A 24127-nucleotide genomic window follows, 5' to 3' on the forward strand; every position below is an offset into this window, starting at 1 on the left:
TTCGAATCCGTCACTTGTCGGCCAGGGTGGCGGCGCGAATGGCGTCAGACAACACCGCCTTGTCGCCGATGTGATTGGCCAGCACCAGAACCAGCCGGGCGTTCAGCGCGTCACTGTCGGCTTTATCAAGCCCTTCATGCGCGGCCAGCAGCTCGGCATAGAAGTCGTCGGCATCGTCGATATTCGGGGATAGGATCAGGTCAGACATCGCGCTTACTCCTTGCCGCAGGCTCTGCGGATCGCATGGCGGAAACTGTTTTCTTCATAGCTGTCCCGCCGCGCCGCCACGTGCTGATCGGGGCGGATCAGATAAACGGCGCTGGTTGCGTCGCCCAGATAGCGACGTTTCAGCGCCAGGGTCAGATCATCCTTGACCGACAGCGCCAACCGCGTGACCTCGACCCCGTCTTCTTCCAGCACCTCCGGGGCATCCGCGTCAATCGTCAAAAGGGTGAATTTGCCTGCCAGTTTGGGCAACAGGAACGCATCACCCAGCGGCGCGTCCGGGCAGGCCGAGCCGGGGCGCGTCTCGGCTGGGCCATCCAGCGCGTCGGCAGAATTCAGGGTCGAGCCGTCATAGGTGCAAGGTTGACTCAGGCGTCCTGAATTCACCAACGGACGGGCAAACTCGTACTGCTCGCTCAGGTCCAGAACCGCATCCCGCAGAACCCGAGACATTTCGGATTTCGGAGTGATGAAATCGGTGGACCGGCTGGATTTCTGGATGTTCTCATCAGCCCCGTGCACGCGTTCCGCGTCGTAGCTGTCCAGCAGGCTTTCGGGGGCTTTCCCATCCAGGACCAGTTTCAGTTTCCAGCACAGGTTGTCAGTGTCTTGCAGGCCGGAATTGGCACCGCGCGCGCCAAAGGGGCTGACCTGATGCGCGCTGTCGCCTGCGAAAAGGACCCGTCCTTTGCGGAAGCTTTCCATGCGGCGGCACTGGAAGGTATAAATCGAGACCCACTCCAGCTGAAACTCGACGTCGTCGCCCAGCATCGCCTTGAGGCGCGGGATCACATTCTCGGGGCGCTTTTCGCGTTCCTTGTCGATGTCCCAACCCAGTTGCAGGTCGATACGCCAGACATTGTCGGGCTGTTTGTGCAAAAGCGCGGATTGCCCGCGATTGAACGGAGGGTCAAACCAGAACCAGCGTTCCGAGGGGAAATCGGCATCCATGATCACGTCCGCGATCAGGAAATTGTCTTCGAAAACACGCCCTTCGAAATCGATGCCCAGCATCCGCCGGGTGGGCGACGCGGCACCATCGCAGGCGATCAGCCACTCGGCCTCGAGTGTATAAGGGCCTTCGGGGGTTTCGACCTCCAGCCGAACGTGATCTTCGTGCGTACCGATTGCATCAACCTTGTTGCGCCCGCGAATCTCGATCGGTGCGCCGTCTGCCTGCAACTCGCGCACGCGTTCCACAAAGAAGTTTTCAAAATGGTATTGCTGCAAGTTGATGAAGGCCGGGTTGGCGTAACCTTCGTCCGGTTGCAGGTTGAATTCATAGACCTGACGATCATCGAAAAAGACTTTGCCGCGGTCCCATAGAACGCCTTTGTCGACCAATCGCTGGCCGCAGCCCAGCCGGTCTGCAATTTCCAGCGTGCGTTGAGAAAAACAGATGGCGCGGCTGCCAAAGCTGACCTTGTCATTTTCGTCCAGAACCACAACTTCGACCCCTTGCTGAGCCAGGTCGATGGCGGCGGCCAGACCAACCGGCCCCGCACCGATCACGATGACCTTGTGCCTGACGGGCGTCGGGCTGTCCTGATCCGGGCTGCGTTCATATCCGTAAAGCGGCGTTTCAAAGATCTTGTTCATGGGCTCCCCCCAAAACAGATGCACCGATGTGCTGCATGTCCTGTCCCCCGGCGACGGGCGCCGGAGGTCTTAGATTATGGTTTCATCGAATCCCGCCGCACAAAACGATCTGGATCAAACTCGACCGTTTTTCGTCAGCCTTGCAGCGCTTCCCACATCTCGAGGTCGCGCTGGGCGGTCCAGATGCGGGGCGTGTCAATGCCGCGCGCCTCGTCATAGGCGCGGGCCACGTTGAACGGCAGGCAGTGCTCGTAGATCGCGTAATCGGCAAATTTGGGGTCACATTCAGCGCGGACTGCGTCCCAGGCCTCTTTCAGGGAGCCGCCGCGCGCCGCGACCTTCGCCGCCGGCCGGTATGTGCTTTCGACAAAATCGCGGGTGTTCTCGATGGCCGCATTCACCATATCCTTGCCGACCAGCGCATCGCCGCGCCCCGGTGCAATGGCGTCGACATCGAACCACTTGATCTCGTCCAGCGTGTCACCCCAGTCGCTGAAATGACCATCGCCGCAATAGCAGGCCGAGTGATATTCGACGATATCGCCGGTGAACATAACGTTCTGATCCGGCACATGGATGACGATGTCGCCTGCCGTATGCGCGCGACCCAGATGCATCAGGTCGATCCGGCGGTTGCCCAGATACACCGTCATCGTATCGCTGAAGGTGGTGGTGGGCCAGGTCAGGCCGGGGATGCTTTCATGCCCTTCGAACAGGCGCGGGAAGCGCTGGAATTCGCTGTCCCAGTCTTCCTGACCCCGCTCGACGACCATGGCGCGGGCCATGTCCGACATCAGGATCTGCTGCGCGCCGAACGCGCTTGCGCCCAGAACACGTACTGCGTGGTAGTGGGTCAGGGCCACATGCGTGATCGGTTTGTCGGTGACGGAACGCACGCATTCGATCACCTTGTTTGCCAGACGCGGAGTCGCCTGCGCCTCGACGATCATCACGCTGTCGTCACCGATGATCACACCCGAGTTCGGGTCGCCTTCGGCGGTAAAGGCATAGAGCCCTTCTCCGACTTCAGTGAAGCTGATCTTTTTTTCCGACATGTCCCCCTGGGACGCGAATGCTTTGGCCATCTTGGTTTTGTCCTTTTGCGGTTGCGCGGAAGGCAGAGGTTGGATGCCTCCGGCGGGAGTATTTGGGAAAAGATGAAGATCAGTGCGTCATCTTTCGTAAGGGTTCTCGAGCGCGGGCAGCAGCTTGCCCACACAGTCGCCGAAGCCGATCGTGTAGCCATCGCCCTTGGCAGCCCCTTTAAGGGTCAGGGTATCGCCGTCCTCGATGAAGCTGCGGGATTCGCCGGTATCCAGTGTGATCGGTTCCTTGCCGCCCCAGCTGAGTTCCAGAAGCGAACCGCGGCTGTCCTTCGTCGGCCCCGAGATCGTGCCCGACCCCAGCAGGTCGCCCGTGTTCATCGGGCATCCTGATGTGGTGTGATGCGCCAATTGCTGCGCAGCGGAATAGTACATCTGGTTGTAGTTGGTCCGGGCAATCGTCGTGGCGGGTTGCCCGGCAGGTGCCATGGTGATCGCCAGATCGATGTCATAGAGCATCGGGCCGCAATCCTTGAGGTGATCCAGCAGTTCGAATTCGCGGGGCGGCGTGTCACAGCGGAATGGCTCGAGGGCCGCCTTGGTCACGATCCATGGGCTGATCGAGGTTGCCGTGGCCTTTGCCTGAAACGGGCCCAGCGGCTGATATTCCCATGCCTGGATGTCCCGTGCGGACCAGTCATTCAGAAGCACGTAGCCGAAAATATTGTCATCCGCTTCCTGCACGGTGATCGGACCATCTGAGGGTGTTCCGACAATCGCGCCCATCTCAAGCTCGATGTCAAAGCGACGGCTGGGCAGGAAGGCGGGCAAGTCCTGATCGGGGGCTTTCAGCTGACCCCAGGGGCGGCGAATATCCGTGCCCGATACCACGACCGAAGATGCACGTCCGTTGTAACCAATGGGAATGTGCAGCCAGTTCGGCGGCAGGGCGTTTTCCGGCCCCCGGAACATGGTGCCCACGTTGAAGGCATGGTTTCGGCCTGCGTAGAAATCGGTGTATTCGCTGACCGCAAAGGGCAGATGCATTTCCGCATCTTCTTGTTTGACAAGCAGCGGCTCGACCTTGGCTTGTTCATCTGAACCTTCGGCCAGAAGGCTGATCAGCCGTTCGCGCAGCGCGGTCCAGACGGCCGGACCTTCCTCCATCAGAGGGTTCCAGAACGGCATGTCGAACAGAGGCTCATCGGTCAGGGAGATCAGACCCTCGGCCTCGGCTGTGGTAACGTCAAGGATCATGTCACCGATGGCCACGCCGCAGCGCGGATCATCGCCTTCGGTCGAGAAGACACCATAAGGCAGGTTGTTCAGTGGGAACGGATGTGTCGCGTCATTGGCCGACGCAACCCAGGAAGTCATCAAAGGCATGTCTTGCCCCTATTTTGTTATGTTCTAAGAGGTTCGGAAGGATTTTGGCTTTGGAACGGAGATAGCAATAGCACGAAGCCGCCGCGGTTGTGGCATGTCATATGCACGAGGCATCGCTGCACACCGGTTGCCGAGGCGTGTCGGGTCGGCAACCGGTTCAACTCCGGCATGTTCAGCGCGGGCAGGACGACGGCAATGAAACTGAACCAATGGCGGTTCATTTCTTGCCCGGCGTTCCGTCGAACTTCTTCTCAAGCGATGTCCAGCAGTCGATGTAATCATCCTGCAACGGCGCCTCGGTGGCGGCAAACGGGGTCAGGTGCTGCGGGAAACGGGTTTCGAACATGAACGACATCGTCTGGTCCAGCTTGTCCGGCCCCAGGTTGGAATATGACGCCTTGTCAAAAGCCTCCCTGTCGGGGCCGTGTGGGATCATCATGTTGTGCAGGCTTGTGCCGCCGGGAACAAAGCCCTGCGGTTTCGCGTCGTACTGGCCGTAGATGTTGCCCATCAGCTCGGACATGATGTTCTTGTGGTACCACGGCGGGCGGAACGTGTCTTCCATCACCATCCAGCGTTCGCGGAACAGGACAAAGTCGATATTGGCCGTGCCGGGCTGGCCGGACGGGGCCGTCAGAACGGTAAAGATCGACGGGTCGGGATGGTCAAACAGGATCGCGCCGACGGGGCAATAGTTGCGCAGGTCGTATTTATAAGGTGCATAGTTGCCGTGCCATGCAACGACATCCAGCGGGCTATGGCCGATCCTGGTGGTGTGGAATTGCCCGCACCATTTGATTGTCACGGTAGATGGGGTTTCACGATCCTCGTAAGCCGCCACAGGTGCCTTAAAATCGCGTGGGTTCGCCATGCAATTGGCCCCGATCGGTCCGCGACCCGGCAGCTCAAACTTCTGACCGTAATTCTCGCAGACAAAGCCGCGTGCGGGGCCTTCCAGAACCTCAACCCGGTATAGCAAACCACGCGGAATGATCGCGATTTCCTTGGGCTCCAGGTCGATGATCCCCAGTTCCGTCGCAAATCGCAGGCGCCCTTCCTGTGGCACAACCAGCAATTCGGAATCAGCCGAGAAGAAATAGTCATCGACCATGGATTCCGTGACCAGATAGATGTGGCTTGCCATGCCGACCTGCGTGTTCACATCACCTGCGGTTGTCATGGTCCGCATACCGGTCATCCAGTTCAGACCTTCATCGGAATGCGGGATGGGATCCCAGCGGTACTGGCCAAGGCTGATCACATCCGGATCAATGCAGGGGGCCGATTTCCAGTAGGGAAGATCGATTTTTTCATAACGATGCGAGTGCTTTACGGACGGGCGAATGCGATAGCACCACGTACGCTCAGGTGGGTTGGCGGTAAAGGCCGTGCCGCTCAGCTGCTCTCCGTAAAGACCATAGTTGCACCGTTGCGGGCTGTTCATCCCTTGCGGCAGGGCCTCGGGCAAGGCCTCGGTTTCAAAGTCGTTCCCAAAGCCTGGCATATAACCTGCATGAGTTCCGACAGGCGTCGCAGCCTGTGTCAGCGTATGCGGATCAGTCGGACGATTCATTGCGTTTTCCTCCGTTTGCTGCTTGTCGGTTAATAGTTGATTTTGTAACTAACAAGCATGACACACGATGAATCCGAAAAAAATGATGACTTTGATTTGCAGAATTTTCTGCCCTTCCTGCTGAATCAGGCGGCCGAGCGGGCTTCGCTTGAGTTTCAGGCCGTTTACAAGGGCCGCTATGGGATGCTCAGAACCGAATGGCGGGTGTTGTTCCATCTGGGGCTGTTTGGCGAGATGACCGCCAAGGAAATCGGCGCGCGTGCCAGAATGCACAAAACCAAGATCAGCCGTGCGGTCGCCAAGCTGGAAGAGCGTCGATATCTGAAACGCACGCGGGACGAAGCGGATCGGCGGGCGGAATGGCTGACACTGACACCGGCAGGACAGGCTGTGTATCGTGACCTGCGCGGTGTTGCTGCCAAGTACGATGCGAAACTGTCAGGCCTGTTCAAACCGGAAGAGGCCGCGTTGTTGCGTCAAATGCTGCAAAGGTTGTCCGGTTTGGACTGACCTATGGCAATTGATGCGTGTAGCCCCCAAATGGGGATCATGCTTGATACGGACATTAAAATGACCTCGCTAGATTCCGCTTCGGCTTCCACAGATTCTCTGATCGATTGGCTGGTCAACAAGGGGCTTGAGGGCGCCGGGCAAGAAGAGTTGTTGGAAGGGTTTTGTACCCGATTGGTAGATATGGGTGTTCCGTTGATGCGCTTTCATGCGGCGCAATCGACCCTGCATCCGGTTTACGGCGGCACCGGTTACAGCTGGTACAACGGCGCGGGTGGCGAATCCGAGACGTTTGAATACACGGACACGCCCAGCGAAGTTTGGCAGCAAAGCCCTCTCTATGCGCTGCTGAATGAAGATCTGGATGAAATCCGGGTCAAACTGGTCGAGCACAACGAACCCAGCCGCTTTCCCCTGCTGAACGATCTGCGCGAAGTCGGAGCAACCGATTATTATGCCACGGGCCTGTCATATGAAGGGGCGAAACAGCTGCGCCCGGACGGCACGAAAAAGGTCAGCGATGGCGTTCTGATGTCCTGGACCAGCGACGCGCCGAACGGATTCGAAGACAGTGATCTGAACCGAATACAAACTGTACTGCCGCATCTGGGGCTGGCGCTCAAATCCGCCAAGAACCACGATCTGGCCAAGGATCTGATGCGGGTCTACCTGGGCCGGGATGCCGGTCGCCGGGTTCTGTCGGGTGAAATTCGGCGCGGGTCCTTGCAGCAAATCGATGCGGTGATCTGGAATTTCGACCTCGAAGGCTTCACCACGCTGTCCGAAGACCTGCCGGGCCATGAGATCATCGACATGCTGAACGACTATCTGGCCGTTGCCGTGGGTGTGGTGCATGACAAGGGCGGTAACATCCTGAAATTCATGGGTGACGGGCTGATGGCAATGTTCGATGTCGGAGAGATCGACGAAGACGCCCGTGCCGCGCTTGATGCCGTGCCCTTGTTGCAGTCCCGCATGGATGAATTGAACGCAAGACGCCGCGCGCAAGGTCTGCCGGTGGTCAACTACACGCTGGCCCTGCATTCGGGCGAGATTCTCTATGGCAATATCGGGTCCGAAACGCGGCTGGATTTCACCGTGATCGGCCCGGCTGTCAACCAGGCCGCCCGCATCGCGGGAATGCACCGGTCTTTGGGTCAGAGGATCCTGATCTCGGACGACGTCGCCCGCGCTGCACAGCGCTGCGCGCAGGAACTTGTCTCGGTCGGCCGCTACATGCTTCGCGGTGTGAATGAGCCGAAGGAGCTGTTTACGGTATACAGTCCCGGCGGGCCATCAGAAACCAAGTAAAACTGCGGTTATTTCGTTCAGCGGTACCGAAGCTGAAAGACGTGATGGCGCGTCTCGGTTCAGCTGGACATGAGCGGCGGGTTAGCCCGAATGTTCAAGAAAAATGCGACTTTAATCCAATAGCTGGTTTGAGCTTCCAGCGGAGGTCGTGGCAAGACTGTCGGGAGGCTATCGTCCTGCGCAAAGAGCGCTTCCATTGGCTTCAGAAAATTGCTGATGCTACGCTGGCCTGTTTTTGAGGATGCATGACCGACCTCAATGATTTTGAGAAGATGGAGCGCGAAAGCCGGGCCAATCCAGCTAACCGCTTCTTGCCAGCCTCAAGGACCTCCTTCGACCAACTGTAATACAGGCTCGTGGCTATTCTTTCGCGGCGACACAACTCCGCTATGCTGTCCTCACCACGAAGCCCATCCAAAACAATGCGGATCTTTCCCTCTGCTGAATGTTGTCGCCGCGTCTTCCTGCGGATGTCTTTGACGACCCTCTCTGCCGGTGCTTTGTGTTTCCAGGATTTCATTCTCATCTCCACTATCTAATGGTTACGATGAGCCTGAAATCCTCCGCTACGCAATCAACCTATTCTGTTCCATGAGCGCTGATGTCAGACATGCGCAGCATCGCTTTTGGGAGCGTAGCCAGTCATAAAGCGAGACGCAATTCGCTCTGATCTGGCGGCACATACTCGCTCTCAAGGTATGAAACACAATGGCGGTTTTCTGGTCCCGGCTCCGTCCGTCATCGTTTCGGCCGTTCGCTGCTGACTTTTGCAAATTCTTTGTGATTATGCGTGTGCACCGACTGGCATCTTTGTCCCGCTAGCCGGATTTTGATTTCGCCTGAACCGAGCGGATGACCTACAGAAACCGTCAGATGAACAGTTCGAGCCAAATCGGCAGAGGCCGCAATTCGCGCCTTTGTCTGGTTATCGATACGCTTTGCCGGCCGCGAGACAGCTTCGGGTTTCTTGGGCTATATTTCTCCATAAGACATAGGAGAACTGTATGCGCGAGTTTAGAAATGCCCAAGCCGCCGATGCGGATCGCTGCTTCGAAATCGAGACCGCGGCTTACGAAGGTGAAGAGGCTGCGACACACGCCAAAATCTGCAAACGGATCGAGACCTACCCCGATGGCTTTCTGATCCTTGAAGTGGATGGAACGGTCGTTGGCTTTATCAACTGCGGATGCGCTCATGTGGTTGAAATGTCTAACGAGGAGTTCAAGGAACTTATCGGCCACGACCCTGACGCGCCCAATGTGGTCATCATGTCCGTCGTCGTAGACCCGACCGAACAAGGCAAGGGTTATTCAAGGTCTCTGATGGATGAGTTTGTCAGGCGCATGCAGCAGATGAACAAGGCAACGATCCATCTGATGTGCAAAGAGCATCATGTGTCGCTCTACGAGAAGTTCGGCTATAGCTACCTGAGACGGTCTGCCTCCGACCACGGAGGAATGGCATGGCATGAGATGAGTATGGGACTTTGAAGCAAAGCTTACTGACCCTCAGCTAAACGGACATACGGCCCTCCAAACGGAACGGCAGCTTTGTCCGCAGAGCGGCCGCCGAAACAACAGATCAGAAATCAATCTCCACACCCGGCAGGTTCAGCTCTTTCATCATGTCACGCAGTTCCTGCCGGGCGGCGATGTTCGAGATGTTCAGCTGTTTGACGCCGATGTCCTTCAGGTCCAGCAGGGTCAGGCCGCGCGGGAACAGTTCGCGGAAGATAACCCGCTCGGAAAAGCCCGAGGCGACCCGAAAGCCGATGCGCTGGGAGAGCATCTCGATCGCGCGCTGCATCTTTTCCTTGTTGACCATGCGCTGCGTACCGACCCGGTTGCGAACGACGACCCAGTCGATGGGCTTCAGCCCAGCCTGTGCCCGCAGTTGACGAGCGTTCCAGACCATTTCGGAATAGACGGACGGGCCAAGGATCTTCTCTCCCTTCGAGTCGATCCGCGCCAAAAGGTCGAAGTCAATGAAGCTGTCGTTCAACGGGGTGATCAGCGTGTCGGCCAGTGAATGCGCCACCTGACTCAGACGGGTATGAGACCCCGGGCAGTCGATCAGAATAAAGTCGCTGTCGCTTTCCAGTTGGGATACGGCAGCAGACAGGCGATGGTCATAGATGTTCTCGCCCGGTTTCAACGTTGCGGCGTCGATCTCGGGCAGGTCATGGTGGCGCGGGCTGGGCAGAGTCAGGTCCGAGCTTTTGAGGAAGTTGTTGCGGTTCTCGAAGTATCGTCCCAGACTGCGCTGGCGCAGGTCCAGATCCAACGTGCTGACCTTGTGTCCCAATCGGGCCAGCGCGGTCGCCACATGCATCGACACGGTCGATTTGCCTGCGCCACCCTTTTCGTTCCCGACCACAATGATATGTGCCATGCTTGTATTCCCAAGTCTCGCCGTGCTTCACTACACGTTGTTGTCAGCCACTATATGTTGTGTCGGCGGCGAAGGAAAGAACCTCAAGCGGCGCTTTCGGGCATTATCAGACTCTAATCGGGAAAACCCAACGCCGTGCACGGGTTACACAGGGTGCTTGCCATTGCAATGGCGCTGATTCACTGTCGAAAAACGGTTTCAGCAAGGAGAATTCTGTTTGGAGCACCTGTTCCTGAACGTACTGAACGTGGTTTTGCCAGTTCTGATCTGCGCTGGAATTGGCTATGCTCTGGCCGTGATTCAGGCGCCTTTCGACAACAGGGTCATTGGCGGGATCGTCTCAAAAGTCGGCTATCCGACATTGATCATTTCTCATCTGTCGAACACCAAACTGGCCGTGGGCACGTTTCTTGACATGATGACCGCCGCTGCCCTTGCGGTGGCCGGTTTCGGGGTTTTGGGATATGTCGGGCTCAAGGTTCTTCGCTTGCCGGTGAGGGCGTTTCTGACGCCGTTGATGCACGGGAATGTCGGCAATATCGGCCTGCCAATCACTTTGCTGGCGCTGGGCGATGCAGGTATGGCCTATACCATGGCGTTCGTGGTGGTGGTGCTGATCAGCATCTTTACCGTCGGCATGTGGATCCCGGCCGGAGAATTCTCGCCCAGGAAACTGGCGACGTCCCCGATTATCTACGCCGTGGGCCTCGCTCTGATCCTGATGGCAACGGGGCAGAGCCTGCCGCAACCGGTCGCGAAGTCCTTTGACATCTTGGGTGGATTGTCGATTCCGCTCATGCTGCTGACACTGGGGCATACGCTCGCGACGCTGCGTGTGAAAAGCCTGGGTCGCGCGTTTCTGCTGACGGCCCTGCATCTGGCGATGGCCGTTGCAATTGCCAGTGTTCTGATCTGGTTGTTTGGTTTCACGGGAACCGAGCGGGGTGCGCTGATTCTGTGTTGCTTGATGCCTTCATCCGTGGCGACTTATCTGTTCGTCGACCAGCATGTTCCGGAATACGGGCCAGATGTGGCCGGGTTCATTCTTGTCTCGACGCTCAGCACCGTCCTGGTGCTGCCCGTTGCGCTGTCTTACTGGATCTGACGCATCCCTATGCGCAAGGCCAGAAATCGTTAAACTGATGTTGATTGTATTCAACAGTCTTGGTCAGTGGGTGTTTTATGGGCGACGAGAGCTCGGCGAATGTATCTCCGCAGTCCCGCGCCCGCGTGGTGCTGGCCATGACGGCCATCTGCATGATGGTCGTGGGGTTCAACACCACTGCTGTGACCACCATCTTGCCCAACCTCAAGGCCGAGTTCGATTTGACCCCTTCAGGAGTGCAATGGGTGATGGCCGCGTATTCCGTGACCAGCGCGACGCTTGTCTGTATCGTTAGCCGGTTGGGGGACATCACCGGCAAGATGGGTGTTTTCTTCATTGGCATGATCGTCTTTGCAATCGGGTCGACCTCGGCCCTGTTGGCGCAGGATGGGGCCATGCTGCTCGTCGGGCGCTGCGCGCAAGGTGCAGGCGCGGCGGCGTTGTTTGGCACCTCTTTGTCATTGTTGACGGCAGCCACGCCCGAGGAGCAGCGCGCCAGCGTCACCGGCATCTGGGGGGCGATTGTCGGACTGGCGATTGGTGTCGGGCCTGTCGTCGGCGGCGCATTCGGCCATTATGTCAGTTGGCGCGCGATTTTTGCAGCCGACCTGGTTCTGCTGGCTGTGGCCTTTGCCATCGGGCTGCATGTCAGCAAACGGAAATATGTTCCCGATACCCGCCTTGCCGGGGCAAAGTTCGATTATGCGGGGGCCGTTGCCATATTGTTTTTCCTCGGGCCATTGTCCTTTGCGCTCAGCAACGGTGAAAGCGGCGGGTGGACTTCGCCTCTGACACTGGTGCCTTTGGGCGTGGCGGCCGTGTCGGCAATTGCCCTTGTCATCGTATCCCGCCACAGCGACGACCCCCTGATCGAGCTTCGGTACTTTCGCCATCCGCGTTATCTGATGGCGGCGGCGGGGATGTTCTTTACCGGCTTTACGCTGTTCTGCTTCTTTGTCTATTTCAACACGTTCGTCCAATCGCCCGATGCTTTTGGGTATTCGTCCATCGGTGCGGGGCTGGCGATCATGCCGCTCAGCCTCAGCATGTTTGTTATATCGGTCACCGCGCCCCGCTTTCTTGCCCCCTACAGCTTTCAGTGGCCGATCGCGATTGGCCTGGGGGCAATGGCCTGCGGGTTTCTGCTGTTGATGGCAACCACGAACACCACGCAGTTTTCCGAAATCTGGTGGAAGCTGCTGATCGTCGGGGTCGGGCTGGGCATCTGCTTTTCGCTGTTGCCTCGTCTTGGTCTGCGCCTGCTGCCCGAGCAACACGTCGGGCAGGGTTCGGGGGTCATAAATGCCTGTCTCTATTTCGGAGCAACACTTGGCGCCGTGGTCGGAGGCCTGGCTGAAGCAATCACGAAACGCCGTGGTCTGTCCGAGGTGATCGACGCGTTGCCTGCCGGGTCAACCCAGCGCGAGGATCTGGCCCATGCGCTGACACATGGAACGCCGAGCCAGATACAGCAATTGATCTCGGGGATGGATCCGGCTGCAGGAGATGCACTGGCGAAGGCCCTGCGGGATATGCAGGACAACGCCTTTGACAATGCCATGTTGGTTGCCGCGATTGCGGCGCTGGCCGGGATGGCTCTGGCACTGATGTTGTTGCGTGGGCCGGTTCCGCCCGTACACAGTGCGGCGGACTTGACCCGCAAACCGCGATAACCTTGTCCCTAACCGCCGAGGTACACCCCCTTTTGAGGACGAAAAAAGACCTTCTGATCGTGCAGCTTGCCCAGAAGTTCGTGAATGCGCCGCAATGTGTCTTCCCGGCTGGTCCTGCTGTTCTCTGGTTCGTCCAGTGCAGCTTGTGACAACGTCGCGATCGAACCGCGCAATGCCGTTTCAATCAGATCCATATCCTCGACCGATAGCTCGATCATGTCGTTGTACTGGGGCATGTCCGGGTCTCCGTGGAAGCTGGGCGTTGGTCACCCGGAGTGTAGCATCACTGGGCCTGTGCCAAAACGCATCTTGTCCGCTGTCGCGTCCATAAGACACATGGAAGCTTCCAAGAAAAAGGCCGCCCCCAAGGGACGGCCTTTCGAATGCGAAACCAGTCAGACTTAGAAGCCCAGACCTTCGTATTTCTTTTTGAACTTCGACACGCGGCCGCCGGCGTCCATCAGGCGCGACGAGCCACCAGTCCATGCAGGGTGCACGGAGGGGTCGATTTCCAGAGCCAGCTGATCGCCTTCGGCGCCCCAGGTGGACTTCATCTGAACCACGGTGCCATCGGTCATTTTGACGTCGATGACGTGATAATCGGGATGGATGTCTTTTTTCATCTTTCCGTTCCTTACGCTTCGGCGCCAGCCTTGGGCTTGTAGTTGGTGACTTCTGCGATACGCGCGGATTTACCGCGGCGGGTGCGCAGATAGTACAGTTTGGCGCGACGAACGCGGCCACGGCGGACAACGGTGATGCTGTCGATGTTGGTCGAATACAGCGGGAACACACGCTCCACGCCTTCGCCAAACGAAATCTTGCGAACGGTGAACGACCCGGCAATGCCATTGCCGTTGTTGCGCGCGATGCAGACGCCTTCGTAGTTCTGCACACGGGTGCGCGACCCTTCGGTCACCTTATAGCCGACACGGATGGTGTCACCGGCTTTGAAGTCGGGGATGTCTTTCCCCAGGGCGGCAATCTGTTCCGCCTCAAGCTGTGCGATCAGGTCCATCGCAGGTTCTCCTATCTGCTCGTGGTTGGTCCACGAAGTTTGGGCACGGCCTGAGAGCTCTTGGTCTTCACCGGGTCCTGCACGCAGCCCGCCAGAGGTCAGATCGAATGTTCCTTTGGTCTGGTCTGATCTGACACATCCCCGCCGAAGAAAGCCGGGCTTCAAGCCACCAATCAAACCAAAACACCGGAGTCGCAGAATGCGGCACCGGATTGCGGTCGTTTAAGGGTATTGTGTGCCGGGATCAAGGACAAATCGTGTGGCAGGCAGTGGGAATCCGCCTTTCGAAAATCACACCGTTGCCACAGCGGTCAGATCAGGCATTCTGAAGAAAATTGAAAGAGCAGAAATTTCAGACAGGACCCAATGATGCGAATTGCACTTACGCTGACGATTGCAGCCGCCTTGCTTATGTCGTGCGGACGCGGCGGCCCGAAACCGCAGGTCGTGGAACCCACGCCGGGCGTGGACAGGACAGCACCGTCCGTAATCTACCCTGATTTTGGTGACGCCGATCCGCATGACTGGGACGGTCGTCATCCCGGATTGTATCCGATCCATGGGCTTGACGTCTCGCGCTGGCAGGGACCGATAGACTGGCGCACGGCCAAAGCTTCGGGCGTGAGCTTTGCGTTTCTGAAAGCGACCGAAGGCGGCGATGTGGCGGATCCGATGTTCGACGACCACAGGCGCGGTGCGCAGGCGGCGGGCGTACCCTGGGGGGCGTATCACTACTATTATTTCTGCCGATCGGCTCGGGAACAGGCGCGTTGGTTCATTCAGAACGTGCCGAAAGGGGCAGACCTGCCGCATGTGCTTGACATGGAGTGGACACCGCATTCCAAGACCTGCACGTTGCGGCCCGATGGCAGAACCATCCGCGCCGAAGCGCAGCGCTTTCTGGACATTCTCGAACGACACTATGGCCGGCGTCCCATCGTCTATACGACAGTGGATTTCTTCGCGGATACGGATATCGGGCGTTTGCCCAAAACCGAGTTCTGGTTGCGATCCGTTGCGGGCCACCCACGTCAGGTCTATCCCCGCACCGTCTGGCGGTTTTGGCAATACACCGGCACCGGACTGGTGCCGGGGGTTCAGGGCCGGGTGGACATCAACACGTTCAACGGCACCCCAGAGACTTGGGCCAGTTGGAAAGCACGGCGTTAGGAGTTCGGTGTTCCGTAGGTTTCAATAGTGCCGCCCCCGACCAGGTGGTCCAGCCGCCGTTCGCGTTCGTCACCGAAAGCATTGCGCACCCAGAACGACTCACCCGCGGTCAGTTCGCGTCGTTCGAAACCGCGTGCACGCAGGCAGCGGTCAACCTGATCGATTTCACCCTGCGCGCGCAACTCGTCCTGAAACGGTGCGGTGACCGCAGGCCCGATGACGATGCCCCAAAGCAGGATATTGGTTGCATATCCACCGATTACGGCGCTGTTGCCGCCCTCGTCAGCTTCCTGAGAACAGGAATCAACGGCAACCTTCGCAGAATGCAGATTGTGACCGGCTTGCGTCGGAACGGACATCCCGAGCGGTTTGGTGGTGCAGGCGGAGGCAACCAGTAACATACCAAGAAATAGCTTTTTCATAATGCCTTCTGTTTCACTTCTTGTTGCCCAAAAAAACCTATGGGACCTGGAGGTGAATAAGTTCAGGTACGTTCAACTTCAAATGGCATTCTGACAAACATCGAAACTGAGGCATCCCGGCCACAACAAGTGGGTCTAGTCCTGGGTTTCCGATGTGGCTTTGACATATTCCGTCCAGATATCAGGACGCCGTTCGCGCGTGATGTCTTGTGCCATTTTATGCCGCCATTCCGCGATCCGGCCATGATGGCCCGACATCAGAACCTCGGGGATCGGACGCCCTTTCCAATCTGCGGGGCGGGTATACTGGGGGTGCTCCAGCAGACCCGAGGCAAAGCTTTCCTCTTCGGTCGAAGCCTGATTTCCAAGCACTCCGGGAATTAGCCGTACTGTGGCATCGATCAGGGCTTGTGCCGCGATTTCGCCGCCGGTCATGACGAAATCACCCAACGACACCTCTTGCACGCCATAATGTTCCAAAACGCGCTCGTCCACGCCTTCAAAACGACCGCACAGAAGGGTCATGCCGTCACAACGGGCAAGATTCTGCATCATGCGCTGATCCATGCGGCGCCCGCGCGGGCTGAGGTAGATCAGCGGCCAGTTCCCTTGAACGCCTGCCATCGCATGCTCGATCGCGTCACCCAGAACATCGGCCCGCAGAACCATGCCGGCGCCACCCCCGGCCGGGGTGTCATCAACGTTGCGGTGTTTGCCTATACCGAACTGTCGCAAATCCACTGTTTCCAGTTGCCAGAGCCCTTCCTGCAAGGCCTTGCCTGTCAGGCTTTCGCCAAGAACACCGGGAAAGGCGGACGGGAACAGAGTGATGATCTTGGCTTTCCAGACCCCGTGCAGGTCAGGGCTCGGCGTCATCAACTCGCGTGGTTTCAGGGCAGGACGGATCGCCTTGCGGCCATGGGATCTGCTGGGTTTCTCTGTCATGTCTGGCGGGCCAGTTCGTTCTGTGCGGAGTGAATCAGTGCTTTCTTCTGGGCGATCATGGCGGCGTCGTCCAGCGAGGATCGGTTCAGCGCCAGGATTTCCTGTAGCACATCGTCTGAAAATGCAGGCGTGCCATGAGCAGGCCCGACAAGCTGTGACGAAAGCTCGGGCGGCAGGTTCAGAAATTCGGCCAACGGCGCACCCGCACCAAGGCGGTGATTCTGCAACGCCTCCATCCATTCCGTTCTGACGGTAACGGATGGCAGCCGGTTTCGGACGGCGTCAGCGGTTTCCTGAAGGGATGGCAGATGGGCAAGGTCGGAAGAAAAGGTGTCCAAATCCTGCACCATGCGTGATTTCTGTAAGTCATGGGCCCACAGGCTCCGCAGCCATTGATCGCGGGCGCGCAAGGATATGTAGATCGTGATATCGGTCTGATTGCCCAGGAACCGCCGCCGCACGACGCTGACCAGAGTTTCCGCCAGTTCCGGTGCGGCGCCGTAACCTTCATGCTTGTTTCTGCTGGGGCGCAAGCCTGCGAAATTCTCTTCGCTCAGGATCAACCCCCGGCGTGCGCCGAAATCCAGATCGTCCAGAAACGCGTGCAGGTGGCTTCCAAAACCCGCCAATGTGGAACCCAGCCGGTAAAGCGAGTGACGCGTGGCCGCCTCGCTCAAGCCGCTGTTGCGCGTCTTGTAGGGCAGAACCAATGCGAAGCGTGGCCAGATCAGTTTCCGGTTTTCGTGGAGGAAGGACTGTGCTGCGGTCATGCCTGTCTTGTGCAGGCCCAGATGCAGCAGGACCCGACGCATCAGATCAGGCCTTCGGGCGGGTCGGCCACGATACGGCCTTGTTCCAGATCCACCGTGGGTACAGCTTGCATCGTGAAAGGCAGAAAAACCGTGGTTTTCAGGCCCGGCCCGTGCAATTCCAACAAGTCCGCGGCCCCGTGGTTCTGCACCGATTTGACCTTGCCCAGCAGGGTGCCTCCGGTGTCATAGACATCCAGCCCGATCAGATCGTTGTGGTAGAACTCATCATCGGGCAGCGAAGGCAGCTGATCGCGCCTTGCATAAAGGCGCAAACCATTCAGGGCATCCGCCTGTTCCTTGGTTTCAACGCCACCAAGGCGGGCCGCGAATCCGTTCTTGATGGTGCGCGTCAATACCACCGGATAACGCTCTTTGCCCGCTTCATCGGTCAGCGGCGAATAGGTCTCGATATCTTCGGGAACGGCGCAAAAGCTCTTCAGCCTCACCTCGCCTCGCACACCGTAAGCCCCGGCAATGCTGCCGACGCAGATCAGATCAGTCATTGGCTGCCCCAGTCGTCAAACATATCCCGTTTCTCCATTCGCCAAGCCCGTTGCAGGCTTCGCGCTGGTTGTTGCGCTCGAAGAACACGCCCACAATAAAGGCGATCAGCAGCAGAATGGGAAGTCGTATCAATCCGAACATGAGGTCCTACCGTGTTTCGATCGCCAGGCCCTGCGCCCGGGTTTCCCAGCCGACCTGTTCCAGTTCAGGCGTATCCGACATCTGTTCCGGCCGGCCGACACAGAAATAGCCGATCAGGCGCCAGGTTTCAGGAACATTCAGATCGCGCTTCATCTTGTCGGGGTCCAGAATGGAAACCCAGCCCAGCCCCAGCCCTTCGACCCGAAGTGCAAGCCAGAACAAAGTGATCGCGGACACGACAGAATAGCGCCGCATCTCGGGCATCGTGCCGGCGCCAAGTCCCAGCCCTTTTTCGGTGCTGTCGTCGCAGAAGACGGCCAGTTGCACGGGCGCTTCCTGCATCCCGGACAGCTTCAGGCTGCTGTACAGCTGCGCCTTGTCACCCGAGTAGCCCGCCAAGGCGTGGTCATTGGCGGTGCGAAAATTCTTCAGCGCTGCGGCCCTTGCCGCTTCGCTTTCGACGCGGATCACGCGCCAGGGTTCGCTGAGCCCCACCGAAGGGGCCAGTCGAAATGCGTCGAGGCAGCGCGCCAGCACTGCCTCGTCAATCGCATCGGTGCGGAACCGGCGCACATCCCGCCGGAGCCGCAACAACAGGTCGAACTGCGTGCGAAAATCGTCTGTAAAGGGGTGATCCCGCACGCGTGCGCCTGCTTATTCTTCTGCTGCGGCTTCTTCTGCCGGAGCAGCAGCGGCCTCGGCTGCTTCAGCAGCCTTGGCGGCTTTCTCTTCGGCGCGCTCCTGGGCTTTCTTGCCCGGGGTGCCCTTGTTGGGGTTGTTGCGCTCGGCCTTGTCACGGGCACCGGCCGCTTCCAGCATACGCGCGATACGGTCGGTGGGCTGTGCGCCCTGGTCCAGCCAGTACTGGATGCGCTCCATGTTCATTTTCACGCGCTCTTCGCTGTCTTTCGGCAGCAGCGGGTTGTAGGTGCCCAGTTTCTCGATGAAACGGCCATCGCGCGGCATGCGGCTGTCAGCAGCCACGATGCGGTAGAAGGGACGCTTTTTCGAGCCGCCGCGGGCGAGACGAATTTTCATTGCCATGGTGGTATCTCCTTTGAATGGCGTATCCGGCGTGGGTGCCGGTTAGTTCTGGTGTTTGTTGAACCGGAGGTTCACTCTTGATGCTTCCGGTGGTGTCGGATGACTTCCTGAATGATGAAATTCAGGAAAGCCTTGGCGAAATCGGGGTCCAGATCGGCTTCATTCGCCAGGTCTTCTAACCGTGCGATCTGCGCAGCTTCGCGCGAGGGATCGGACGGGGGAAGGTCGTGTTCGGCCTTGAGCTTGCCAACGGCCTGCGTGTGCTTGAACCGCTCGCCCAGCGTATAGACGAGGATCGCGTCCAGCCGGTCGATGCTTTCGCGATGCTCTTTCAACAGCGTGGCAGCCTGTGTCACGGGGTTGGTCATTGGCCGGTCCTCTCGGTGGTCAAGTCTATCTGCGGGTGGCGCCAGATCTGAGCGTGCTTGCCCAGAAGTTCGGCATTCTCAAGCTCAAGCGTTGCACCAAGCCGTTCAGCCAAAGCGCGCGAACGATCGTTTGCATGGGCGATGTACGAGATCAAACCGTTCAGGCCCTGGTGCCGGGCGGCATGGTCACGCGCAGCCGATGCAGCTTCAAAGGCCAGCCCCTTGCCTTCGGCTTCTTCCATCAGGGTCCAACCCAGTTCCGGTTCGGCCCAGCCCGGCACGTAGATCATTCCGGCCCAGCCGACGAATGTGCCGCCGGCCTTTTCGGTCAGGTGCCACAGGCCATAACCCCGCAGCGCCCAATGACCCAGCCGGTTCGACAACGAGTTCCAGCATTCGAACGCATCCCTGGGGCCGCCCACCATATGGCTGCGCGCGGTCGCGAAGAATGCGGTCATCGCCGGCAGGTCATCCAGATGCGGCGCACGCAGGATCAGGCGTTCGGTCTCGAGCGTGGGGATGGTGAAAGAGGTCATGCGTAAGCCTCCACTCCGCCATTCACCAGATCCGAGGGTGCCGGGTGCCGCCAGATTTCGGACTTTCCGAATTTGGGGTGGTCATAGTGATGCTCGAACTGTGCGCCCAGACGCTTGGCCACGGCCTTGCTGGCGTGATTGTCCTGGTCGATCAGTGAAATCGCGGTTTCCCAACCCAGTACATCATAGGCGTAGGCGCGTGCAGTCAGCGCGGCCTCGGTCGCATAGCCCTTGCCTGTGGCGTGGTTCAACAGGGTCCAGCCGACCTCGGGTTCCGGCCAGCCTTCGGGAAACCAAAGCCCGATCCGCCCGACATAGGTGCCGGTGTCCTTTTCATCGACGCTCCAATACCCATAGCCGCGCAGGGCCCAGTGGCCCAGCAGAGAGGCAACCACCCGCCATACCTCATCCTTGCGCAGGGGACCGCCGACGAACTTCGCAGCGTCGCTGGCAAAGAAGGTAGTGTCCGCGCTGACATCAGCCTCGGACGGCGCACGCATGATCAGACGTTCGGTTTCCAGCGTCGGGATTGGCATCGCGAATGTCATTCCTGCACCTCGCTGTACCGCCAGACATGCTGGGTTGGTCCAAAGGCGCTTTCTGCGTTGGCATCACGCGCTGCGCCCAGTCGTTGTGCAAGTGCGTTCGAACGGGTATTGGATTGAGAAACGTAGCTTACGAACTGCCCCGATCCGAGCAGGTCAAATCCGAAATCACGCACGGCGGCGCAAGCTTCGGTGGCATAGCCCTGCATGCGGTTTTCAGCGCTGAACATATAGCCAAGTTCCGGTTCGTGATCGTCCCATTCCAGGCCCAGAACGACGAAGCCAATTGCCCGATCATCATCCCTGAGCGTGACCGAGAACAGCCCGTGACCATGCAGAAGCCAGCCCGAGGTATAATAGGAAAACTCGGTCCAGGCTTCTCGGTCGGTATCGCCAAAGCTGTCTTTGCAGATCGACGTCCACACCGGCAGGTCGTCCAGAGTGGGCACACGCAGAACCAGCCGCCGGGTCTGAATGACCGGCAGAGCTGCGCGGTATCGCGCTGCTGCCATCGCCGCCTTTCCGGACGGGGGCTGGGTGCAGCGTGCTGGCGTCACTTTTTCTTTCCGAACCCGCTCAGGCCCGGTGGCAGACCCATGCCGCCACCCAGACCGGGCATCTTGCCGCCCATGGCCTTGGCCGCCTGTTCCAGCGCCTTGGGGTCCATGCCTGCGGCCATGTCCTCGGGGCTGGGGCCGCCTTTGCCGAACATGCCTTTCATGGCCTGTTTCAGCATCTTGCCTTTGCCCATCTTGCCCATCTTCTTCATCATGTCCGACATCTGCCGGTGCATCTTGAGCAGCTTGTTGAGGTCGCTGACCTCCATCCCGGAACCCGCCGCGATGCGCTTTTTGCGGCTGGCCTGAAGGATCTGCGGGTTCGCGCGTTCGCGCTTGGTCATCGACTGGATCATGGCGATCTGCTGGCGCAGAATCCTGTCGTCCAGACCGGCCTGATCCATCTGCTTGGCCATCTTGCCCATGCCCGGCATCATGCCCATCATGCCCTGCATGCCGCCCATCTGGATCATCTGTTCCAGCTGCATCTTCAGGTCGTTCATGTTGAACTGACCCTTGACCATGCGCTTCATCATGCGCTCGGTCTGTTCCATCTCCATCGTTTCCTGGGCCTTTTCGACCAGGGCAACGATGTCGCCCATGCCCAGAATACGACCGGCGATCCGGTCCGGCTCGAATGTTTCGAGCGCGTCCATCTTTTCACCCAGACCGACAAAGCGGATCGGCTTGCCGGTCACGGCGCGCATCGACAGGGCCGCACCGCCGCGCCCGTCACCGTCCATCCGGGTCAGGACCACGCCCGAGATGCCGACCTTGGCGTCGAACTCCTCGGCCACCTCGACGGCGACCTGACCGGTCAGGCCGTCAACCACCAGCAGCGTCTCGCGCGGGTCAACGGCGTTGCGGACCTGCTCGACCTCGTCCATCAGAACCTCGTCGATATGCAGACGACCCGCGGTGTCCAGCATATAGACGTCATAGCCGCCCAGCGTCGCCTGTTGCTTGGCGCGTTTGGCAATGTCGACAGGCTTCTGGCCCGGCACGATCGGCAGAGTGTCCACACCAACCTGCGTGCCCAGAACCGCCAGCTGATCCATCGCCGCCGGACGGTAGACGTCCAGCGAGGCCATCAGGACCTTCTTGCCCTCTTTCTCTTTCAGTCGCTTGGCAAGCTTGCCGGTGGTCGTCGTCTTGCCCGAGCCCTGCAAGCCGACCATCAGGATCGGGGCAGGCGGGTTGTCGATCTTCAGCGCACCGGGGTCTTCCTCGCCACGCAGGGTGTCAACCAAAGCGTCATGCACGATCTTGACGACCTGCTGGCCGGGTGTGATCGACTTGGTGACCGCCTGACCGGTCGCCTGTTCCTGCACCTTCTTGACGAATTCCCGGGCAACCGGCAGCGAGACGTCGGCCTCAAGCAGGGCAACGCGGACCTCGCGCAGGGCGGTTTTGACGTCTTCTTCAGACAGGGCGCCCTGTTTGGTCAACCGGTCGAAGACGCCAGAGAGGCGTTCGGATAGATTTTCAAACATGCCTGCGGCCTCCTTAGCCGGTTCTGATTTGGCGCCCCATAGATAAGGGCAGACGGGTCAATGCACAAACGCCCCCACGGGCGAAACTCGCTGGTGGGGGGCGATCCCTGAACGACTCGAGGGACCGGAAGATCAAACGCTTCCGGATGTTGGGGCGTCATCTACGCCTCTGGGCCGCGTGAGTCAAGATAAGCTGTATGGGTGTCACATTGCGGGTTATTCTGCGTGAATGCAGCAGAGGGAGGGGGCAATGAAGAACGGTCCGCCGCGAAAGACGACCGACTATGTCGGCGAAGTCACCAACACCGATATCTGGTCCGGATTCGAGATACGGCCCAGCGACGTCTTTGTGTGCACACCGCCCAAATGCGGCACCACTTGGACGCAAACACTGGTGCGCATGCTCATCACCGAAACGGCCGACCCCAGCGTGTACGACAACAAGGTCTCACCGTGGCTTGATTGCAGTTTTCGCGATCGGGTCGAGCAGGCGGATGACCTGAGTGCGCAAAGCCATCGGCGCTGTATCAAGACACATACCCCGCTTGATGGCATCGCATTCTCGCCAAATGCGCAATATCTGGTTGTTCACCGCCATCCGGTTGACGTTCATTTTTCAATGCGTCGCCATGTCGAGAATATGAAGCATGACTGGCTTGATTACCTGTTCCCCGACGATCTGTCGGAAGCTTTCGACATGTTTTTGACCCGGCCCGCGTCGTCCAAGGGCACAGATGACCTGACCCTCAGATCGATCATTCATCACTTCCATTCCTTTTGGGTGTATCGCGACCTGCCCAACATACATTTTCTGCACTATGCCGAGCTCAGCCGGGATCTTCCGGGACAGGTCGCGCGGCTTGCACGGATCATGGACATCGAAATTGACGCGGACCTGGTCAAGGATATCGCCGAAGCCGGCAGTTTCGGATCGATGAAAAACAATGCCATACGTCTAAAGCAAACCCCCGGATTCACCAGTGGTTTTCACGACTTTGCGCAGTTCTTCTCTTCGGGCACAAGCAACAAGTGGGAGGGCAAGCTGACCGAGCAGGACATGGCACGATATGACGCCTGCATGTCCCGGCTGGTCTCAGCCGAAGAACGCTTGTGGCTGGAACGCGGCCTGGCCGCTTAATCCGTCCCGGCTTCGCGATGGTCTTGGGCAGGCTTCGATGGAAGCCAGTCATTCACCGCCTCGGCCAACCGGTGAGAGCCGGAGCCGCTGGAAAACGCTTCGACAATGGGATGGCGACCCGCACTCATGCCTTTCTCAAGAACAAGGACCGGGCGATACAGCGTCGAGGTGCCGTTTTTGCTGCGGGATGTCGTACTTTCGACTTCAGCGTGGGACAGGTTGGACAGTTTGTGTTCAACCGCTTCATACCCGAAAACGGATTGGCGGCGGATCAGGATACTGTCCTTGTGCCGATCCAGGATGATCTGAACCCGCCTTACGAAAACGCAAAACGCACCAAAGCCAAGACCACCTCCGCCAAGGGCGAAGATCAGGCCGAACCAGATGCCTTCGCCGCCCGTGCTCATCAGGAAAATACCGGGGCCGACAAAGGCCAGAATGAAAATGACCAGCATGATACCGATGAACCAGGGCGTATTGGCGATGATCAGTTGGTTCGGGGTGTCTCGGGTCACTTTCATGGCGGTACGCTAGCACCGTTCCAACACCCTGTTCCAGTTTGATTTGCCCGCGCCTTGCGCGAATGGAGTTGCAAGCAGGCAGGCAAAAGCAGGCGGG

General features: G+C 58.8%; 29 protein-coding genes and 1 pseudogene. 7 read left to right on the forward strand and 23 right to left on the reverse strand.

Features of this window, described 5'->3' with window-relative positions:
- Positions 1–10: 10 nt before the first annotated feature.
- The 5 genes from NOR97_RS02235 to hmgA all read right to left on the reverse strand — a co-directional run bounded on the left by NOR97_RS02235 (position 11) and on the right by hmgA (position 5826).
- Positions 11–208, reverse strand: a complete 198-nt coding sequence (locus NOR97_RS02235; RefSeq protein WP_170344766.1) for a DUF2783 domain-containing protein — start codon at positions 206–208, stop codon at positions 11–13.
- A gap of 5 nt (positions 209–213) precedes the next feature.
- On the reverse strand, positions 214–1824 hold the full coding sequence (locus NOR97_RS02240) for an FAD-dependent oxidoreductase (protein ID WP_257600081.1): 1611 nt from the start codon (positions 1822–1824) through the stop codon (positions 214–216).
- Between the two features lie 134 nt (positions 1825–1958).
- Positions 1959–2909, reverse strand: coding sequence for an MBL fold metallo-hydrolase (locus NOR97_RS02245; protein WP_039541551.1), 951 nt, complete (start codon positions 2907–2909; stop codon positions 1959–1961).
- 87 nt (positions 2910–2996) lie between these two features.
- A complete protein-coding gene (fahA, locus tag NOR97_RS02250; RefSeq protein WP_257600082.1) occupies positions 2997–4253 on the reverse strand; it encodes a fumarylacetoacetase in 1257 nt (418 codons plus the stop codon).
- Positions 4254–4470: 217 nt separating this feature from the next.
- Positions 4471–5826 carry a homogentisate 1,2-dioxygenase gene (hmgA, locus tag NOR97_RS02255; protein ID WP_170344769.1) on the reverse strand — a complete coding sequence of 452 codons (1356 nt, stop codon included), beginning with the start codon at positions 5824–5826 and terminating at the stop codon, positions 4471–4473.
- A 57-nt stretch (positions 5827–5883) separates the two neighbouring features.
- On the opposite strand from hmgA, the gene NOR97_RS02260 reads away from it, so the two are divergent.
- Both NOR97_RS02260 and NOR97_RS02265 read left to right on the forward strand, forming a co-directional pair.
- A complete protein-coding gene (locus NOR97_RS02260; RefSeq protein ID WP_170344770.1) occupies positions 5884–6336 on the forward strand; it encodes a MarR family winged helix-turn-helix transcriptional regulator in 453 nt (150 codons plus the stop codon).
- A 60-nt stretch (positions 6337–6396) separates the two neighbouring features.
- A complete protein-coding gene (locus NOR97_RS02265; protein WP_257600083.1) occupies positions 6397–7647 on the forward strand; it encodes an adenylate/guanylate cyclase domain-containing protein in 1251 nt (416 codons plus the stop codon).
- 285 nt (positions 7648–7932) lie between these two features.
- On the opposite strand, the pseudogene NOR97_RS02270 reads toward NOR97_RS02265, so the two are convergent.
- A pseudogene (locus NOR97_RS02270) lies at positions 7933–8173 on the reverse strand (transposase); the annotation flags it as partial.
- A gap of 478 nt (positions 8174–8651) precedes the next feature.
- Between NOR97_RS02270 and NOR97_RS02275 the strand changes: the two are divergent.
- Entirely contained in the window at positions 8652–9137 is a 486-nt protein-coding gene (locus tag NOR97_RS02275; RefSeq protein ID WP_170344772.1) for a GNAT family N-acetyltransferase, read from the forward strand.
- 91 nt (positions 9138–9228) lie between these two features.
- On the opposite strand, the gene NOR97_RS02280 is transcribed toward NOR97_RS02275, so the two are convergent.
- On the reverse strand, positions 9229–10038 hold the full coding sequence (locus NOR97_RS02280; protein ID WP_152457022.1) for a division plane positioning ATPase MipZ: 810 nt from the start codon (positions 10036–10038) through the stop codon (positions 9229–9231).
- Between the two features lie 217 nt (positions 10039–10255).
- Between NOR97_RS02280 and NOR97_RS02285 the strand changes: the two genes are divergently transcribed.
- Together NOR97_RS02285 and NOR97_RS02290 are read left to right on the forward strand one after the other, a co-directional pair.
- A complete protein-coding gene (locus NOR97_RS02285) occupies positions 10256–11143 on the forward strand; it encodes an AEC family transporter (RefSeq protein WP_257600084.1) in 888 nt (295 codons plus the stop codon).
- Between the two features lie 77 nt (positions 11144–11220).
- A complete protein-coding gene (locus NOR97_RS02290; RefSeq protein WP_257600085.1) occupies positions 11221–12816 on the forward strand; it encodes an MFS transporter in 1596 nt (531 codons plus the stop codon).
- 8 nt (positions 12817–12824) lie between these two features.
- Here NOR97_RS02290 and NOR97_RS02295 read toward each other — a convergent pair whose 3' ends face one another.
- From NOR97_RS02295 to rplS, 3 genes are all read right to left on the reverse strand, one after another.
- The gene (locus NOR97_RS02295) at positions 12825–13052 is read right to left on the reverse strand and encodes a hypothetical protein (protein WP_257600086.1); all 228 of its coding nucleotides are present in this window, start codon (positions 13050–13052) and stop codon (positions 12825–12827) included.
- A 165-nt stretch (positions 13053–13217) separates the two neighbouring features.
- Positions 13218–13439, reverse strand: a complete 222-nt coding sequence (gene rpmE / locus NOR97_RS02300) for a 50S ribosomal protein L31 (protein WP_050605278.1) — start codon at positions 13437–13439, stop codon at positions 13218–13220.
- A gap of 11 nt (positions 13440–13450) precedes the next feature.
- A complete protein-coding gene (gene rplS, locus NOR97_RS02305) occupies positions 13451–13834 on the reverse strand; it encodes a 50S ribosomal protein L19 (protein ID WP_152457026.1) in 384 nt (127 codons plus the stop codon).
- A gap of 369 nt (positions 13835–14203) precedes the next feature.
- On the opposite strand from rplS, the gene NOR97_RS02310 reads away from it, so the two are divergent.
- Positions 14204–15004 carry a glycoside hydrolase family 25 protein gene (locus NOR97_RS02310; protein ID WP_257600087.1) on the forward strand — a complete coding sequence of 267 codons (801 nt, stop codon included), beginning with the start codon at positions 14204–14206 and terminating at the stop codon, positions 15002–15004.
- On the opposite strand, the gene NOR97_RS02315 is transcribed toward NOR97_RS02310, so the two are convergent.
- The 12 genes from NOR97_RS02315 to ffh form a co-directional block, all read right to left on the reverse strand.
- Complete coding sequence (locus tag NOR97_RS02315) at positions 15001–15426, reverse strand: hypothetical protein (protein ID WP_257600088.1); 426 nt, start codon at positions 15424–15426, stop codon at positions 15001–15003. The two genes, NOR97_RS02310 and NOR97_RS02315, sit on opposite strands and share 4 nt — an antisense overlap.
- Before the next feature lie 135 nt (positions 15427–15561).
- A complete protein-coding gene (gene trmD, locus NOR97_RS02320; RefSeq protein WP_257600089.1) occupies positions 15562–16371 on the reverse strand; it encodes a tRNA (guanosine(37)-N1)-methyltransferase TrmD in 810 nt (269 codons plus the stop codon).
- Positions 16368–17183 (reverse strand): hypothetical protein, encoded by an 816-nt coding sequence (locus tag NOR97_RS02325; protein WP_257600090.1) that lies wholly within the window; start codon positions 17181–17183, stop codon positions 16368–16370. Before NOR97_RS02325 ends, trmD begins: the two co-directional genes overlap by 4 nt.
- Positions 17183–17686 (reverse strand): ribosome maturation factor RimM, encoded by a 504-nt coding sequence (gene rimM, locus NOR97_RS02330; protein ID WP_257600091.1) that lies wholly within the window; start codon positions 17684–17686, stop codon positions 17183–17185. Before rimM ends, NOR97_RS02325 begins: the two co-directional genes overlap by 1 nt.
- Positions 17679–17828: a hypothetical protein gene (locus NOR97_RS02335; protein ID WP_257600092.1), complete on the reverse strand. Its 150-nt coding sequence runs from the start codon at positions 17826–17828 to the stop codon at positions 17679–17681. The genes rimM and NOR97_RS02335 overlap by 8 nt, the downstream gene beginning before the upstream one ends.
- Positions 17829–17834: 6 nt before the next feature.
- Positions 17835–18470: a 5,6-dimethylbenzimidazole synthase gene (gene bluB / locus NOR97_RS02340; protein WP_257600093.1), complete on the reverse strand. Its 636-nt coding sequence runs from the start codon at positions 18468–18470 to the stop codon at positions 17835–17837.
- A 12-nt stretch (positions 18471–18482) separates the two neighbouring features.
- Entirely contained in the window at positions 18483–18872 is a 390-nt protein-coding gene (gene rpsP / locus NOR97_RS02345; protein WP_010437590.1) for a 30S ribosomal protein S16, read from the reverse strand.
- Positions 18873–18943: 71 nt separating this feature from the next.
- Complete coding sequence (locus NOR97_RS02350) at positions 18944–19240, reverse strand: chorismate mutase (protein ID WP_170344783.1); 297 nt, start codon at positions 19238–19240, stop codon at positions 18944–18946.
- Positions 19237–19776: a GNAT family N-acetyltransferase gene (locus tag NOR97_RS02355; protein WP_257600094.1), complete on the reverse strand. Its 540-nt coding sequence runs from the start codon at positions 19774–19776 to the stop codon at positions 19237–19239. Before NOR97_RS02355 ends, NOR97_RS02350 begins: the two co-directional genes overlap by 4 nt.
- Positions 19773–20324: a GNAT family N-acetyltransferase gene (locus tag NOR97_RS02360; protein ID WP_257600095.1), complete on the reverse strand. Its 552-nt coding sequence runs from the start codon at positions 20322–20324 to the stop codon at positions 19773–19775. Before NOR97_RS02360 ends, NOR97_RS02355 begins: the two co-directional genes overlap by 4 nt.
- Positions 20321–20833 (reverse strand): GNAT family N-acetyltransferase, encoded by a 513-nt coding sequence (locus NOR97_RS02365; RefSeq protein WP_257600096.1) that lies wholly within the window; start codon positions 20831–20833, stop codon positions 20321–20323. Before NOR97_RS02365 ends, NOR97_RS02360 begins: the two co-directional genes overlap by 4 nt.
- 41 nt (positions 20834–20874) lie before the next feature.
- A complete protein-coding gene (gene ffh, locus NOR97_RS02370; protein ID WP_170344787.1) occupies positions 20875–22371 on the reverse strand; it encodes a signal recognition particle protein in 1497 nt (498 codons plus the stop codon).
- A 250-nt stretch (positions 22372–22621) separates the two neighbouring features.
- On the opposite strand from ffh, the gene NOR97_RS02375 reads away from it, so the two are divergent.
- Entirely contained in the window at positions 22622–23509 is an 888-nt protein-coding gene (locus tag NOR97_RS02375) for a sulfotransferase domain-containing protein (RefSeq protein WP_257600097.1), read from the forward strand.
- On the opposite strand, the gene NOR97_RS02380 is transcribed toward NOR97_RS02375, so the two are convergent.
- Positions 23506–24030 carry a hypothetical protein gene (locus NOR97_RS02380; RefSeq protein ID WP_170344789.1) on the reverse strand — a complete coding sequence of 175 codons (525 nt, stop codon included), beginning with the start codon at positions 24028–24030 and terminating at the stop codon, positions 23506–23508. The two genes, NOR97_RS02375 and NOR97_RS02380, sit on opposite strands and share 4 nt — an antisense overlap.
- Between the last annotated feature and the right edge of the window lie 97 nt (positions 24031–24127).

The sequence above is a fragment of the Ruegeria sp. YS9 genome (genome assembly GCF_024628725.1).
Lineage (GTDB): Bacteria > Pseudomonadota > Alphaproteobacteria > Rhodobacterales > Rhodobacteraceae > Ruegeria > Ruegeria atlantica_C.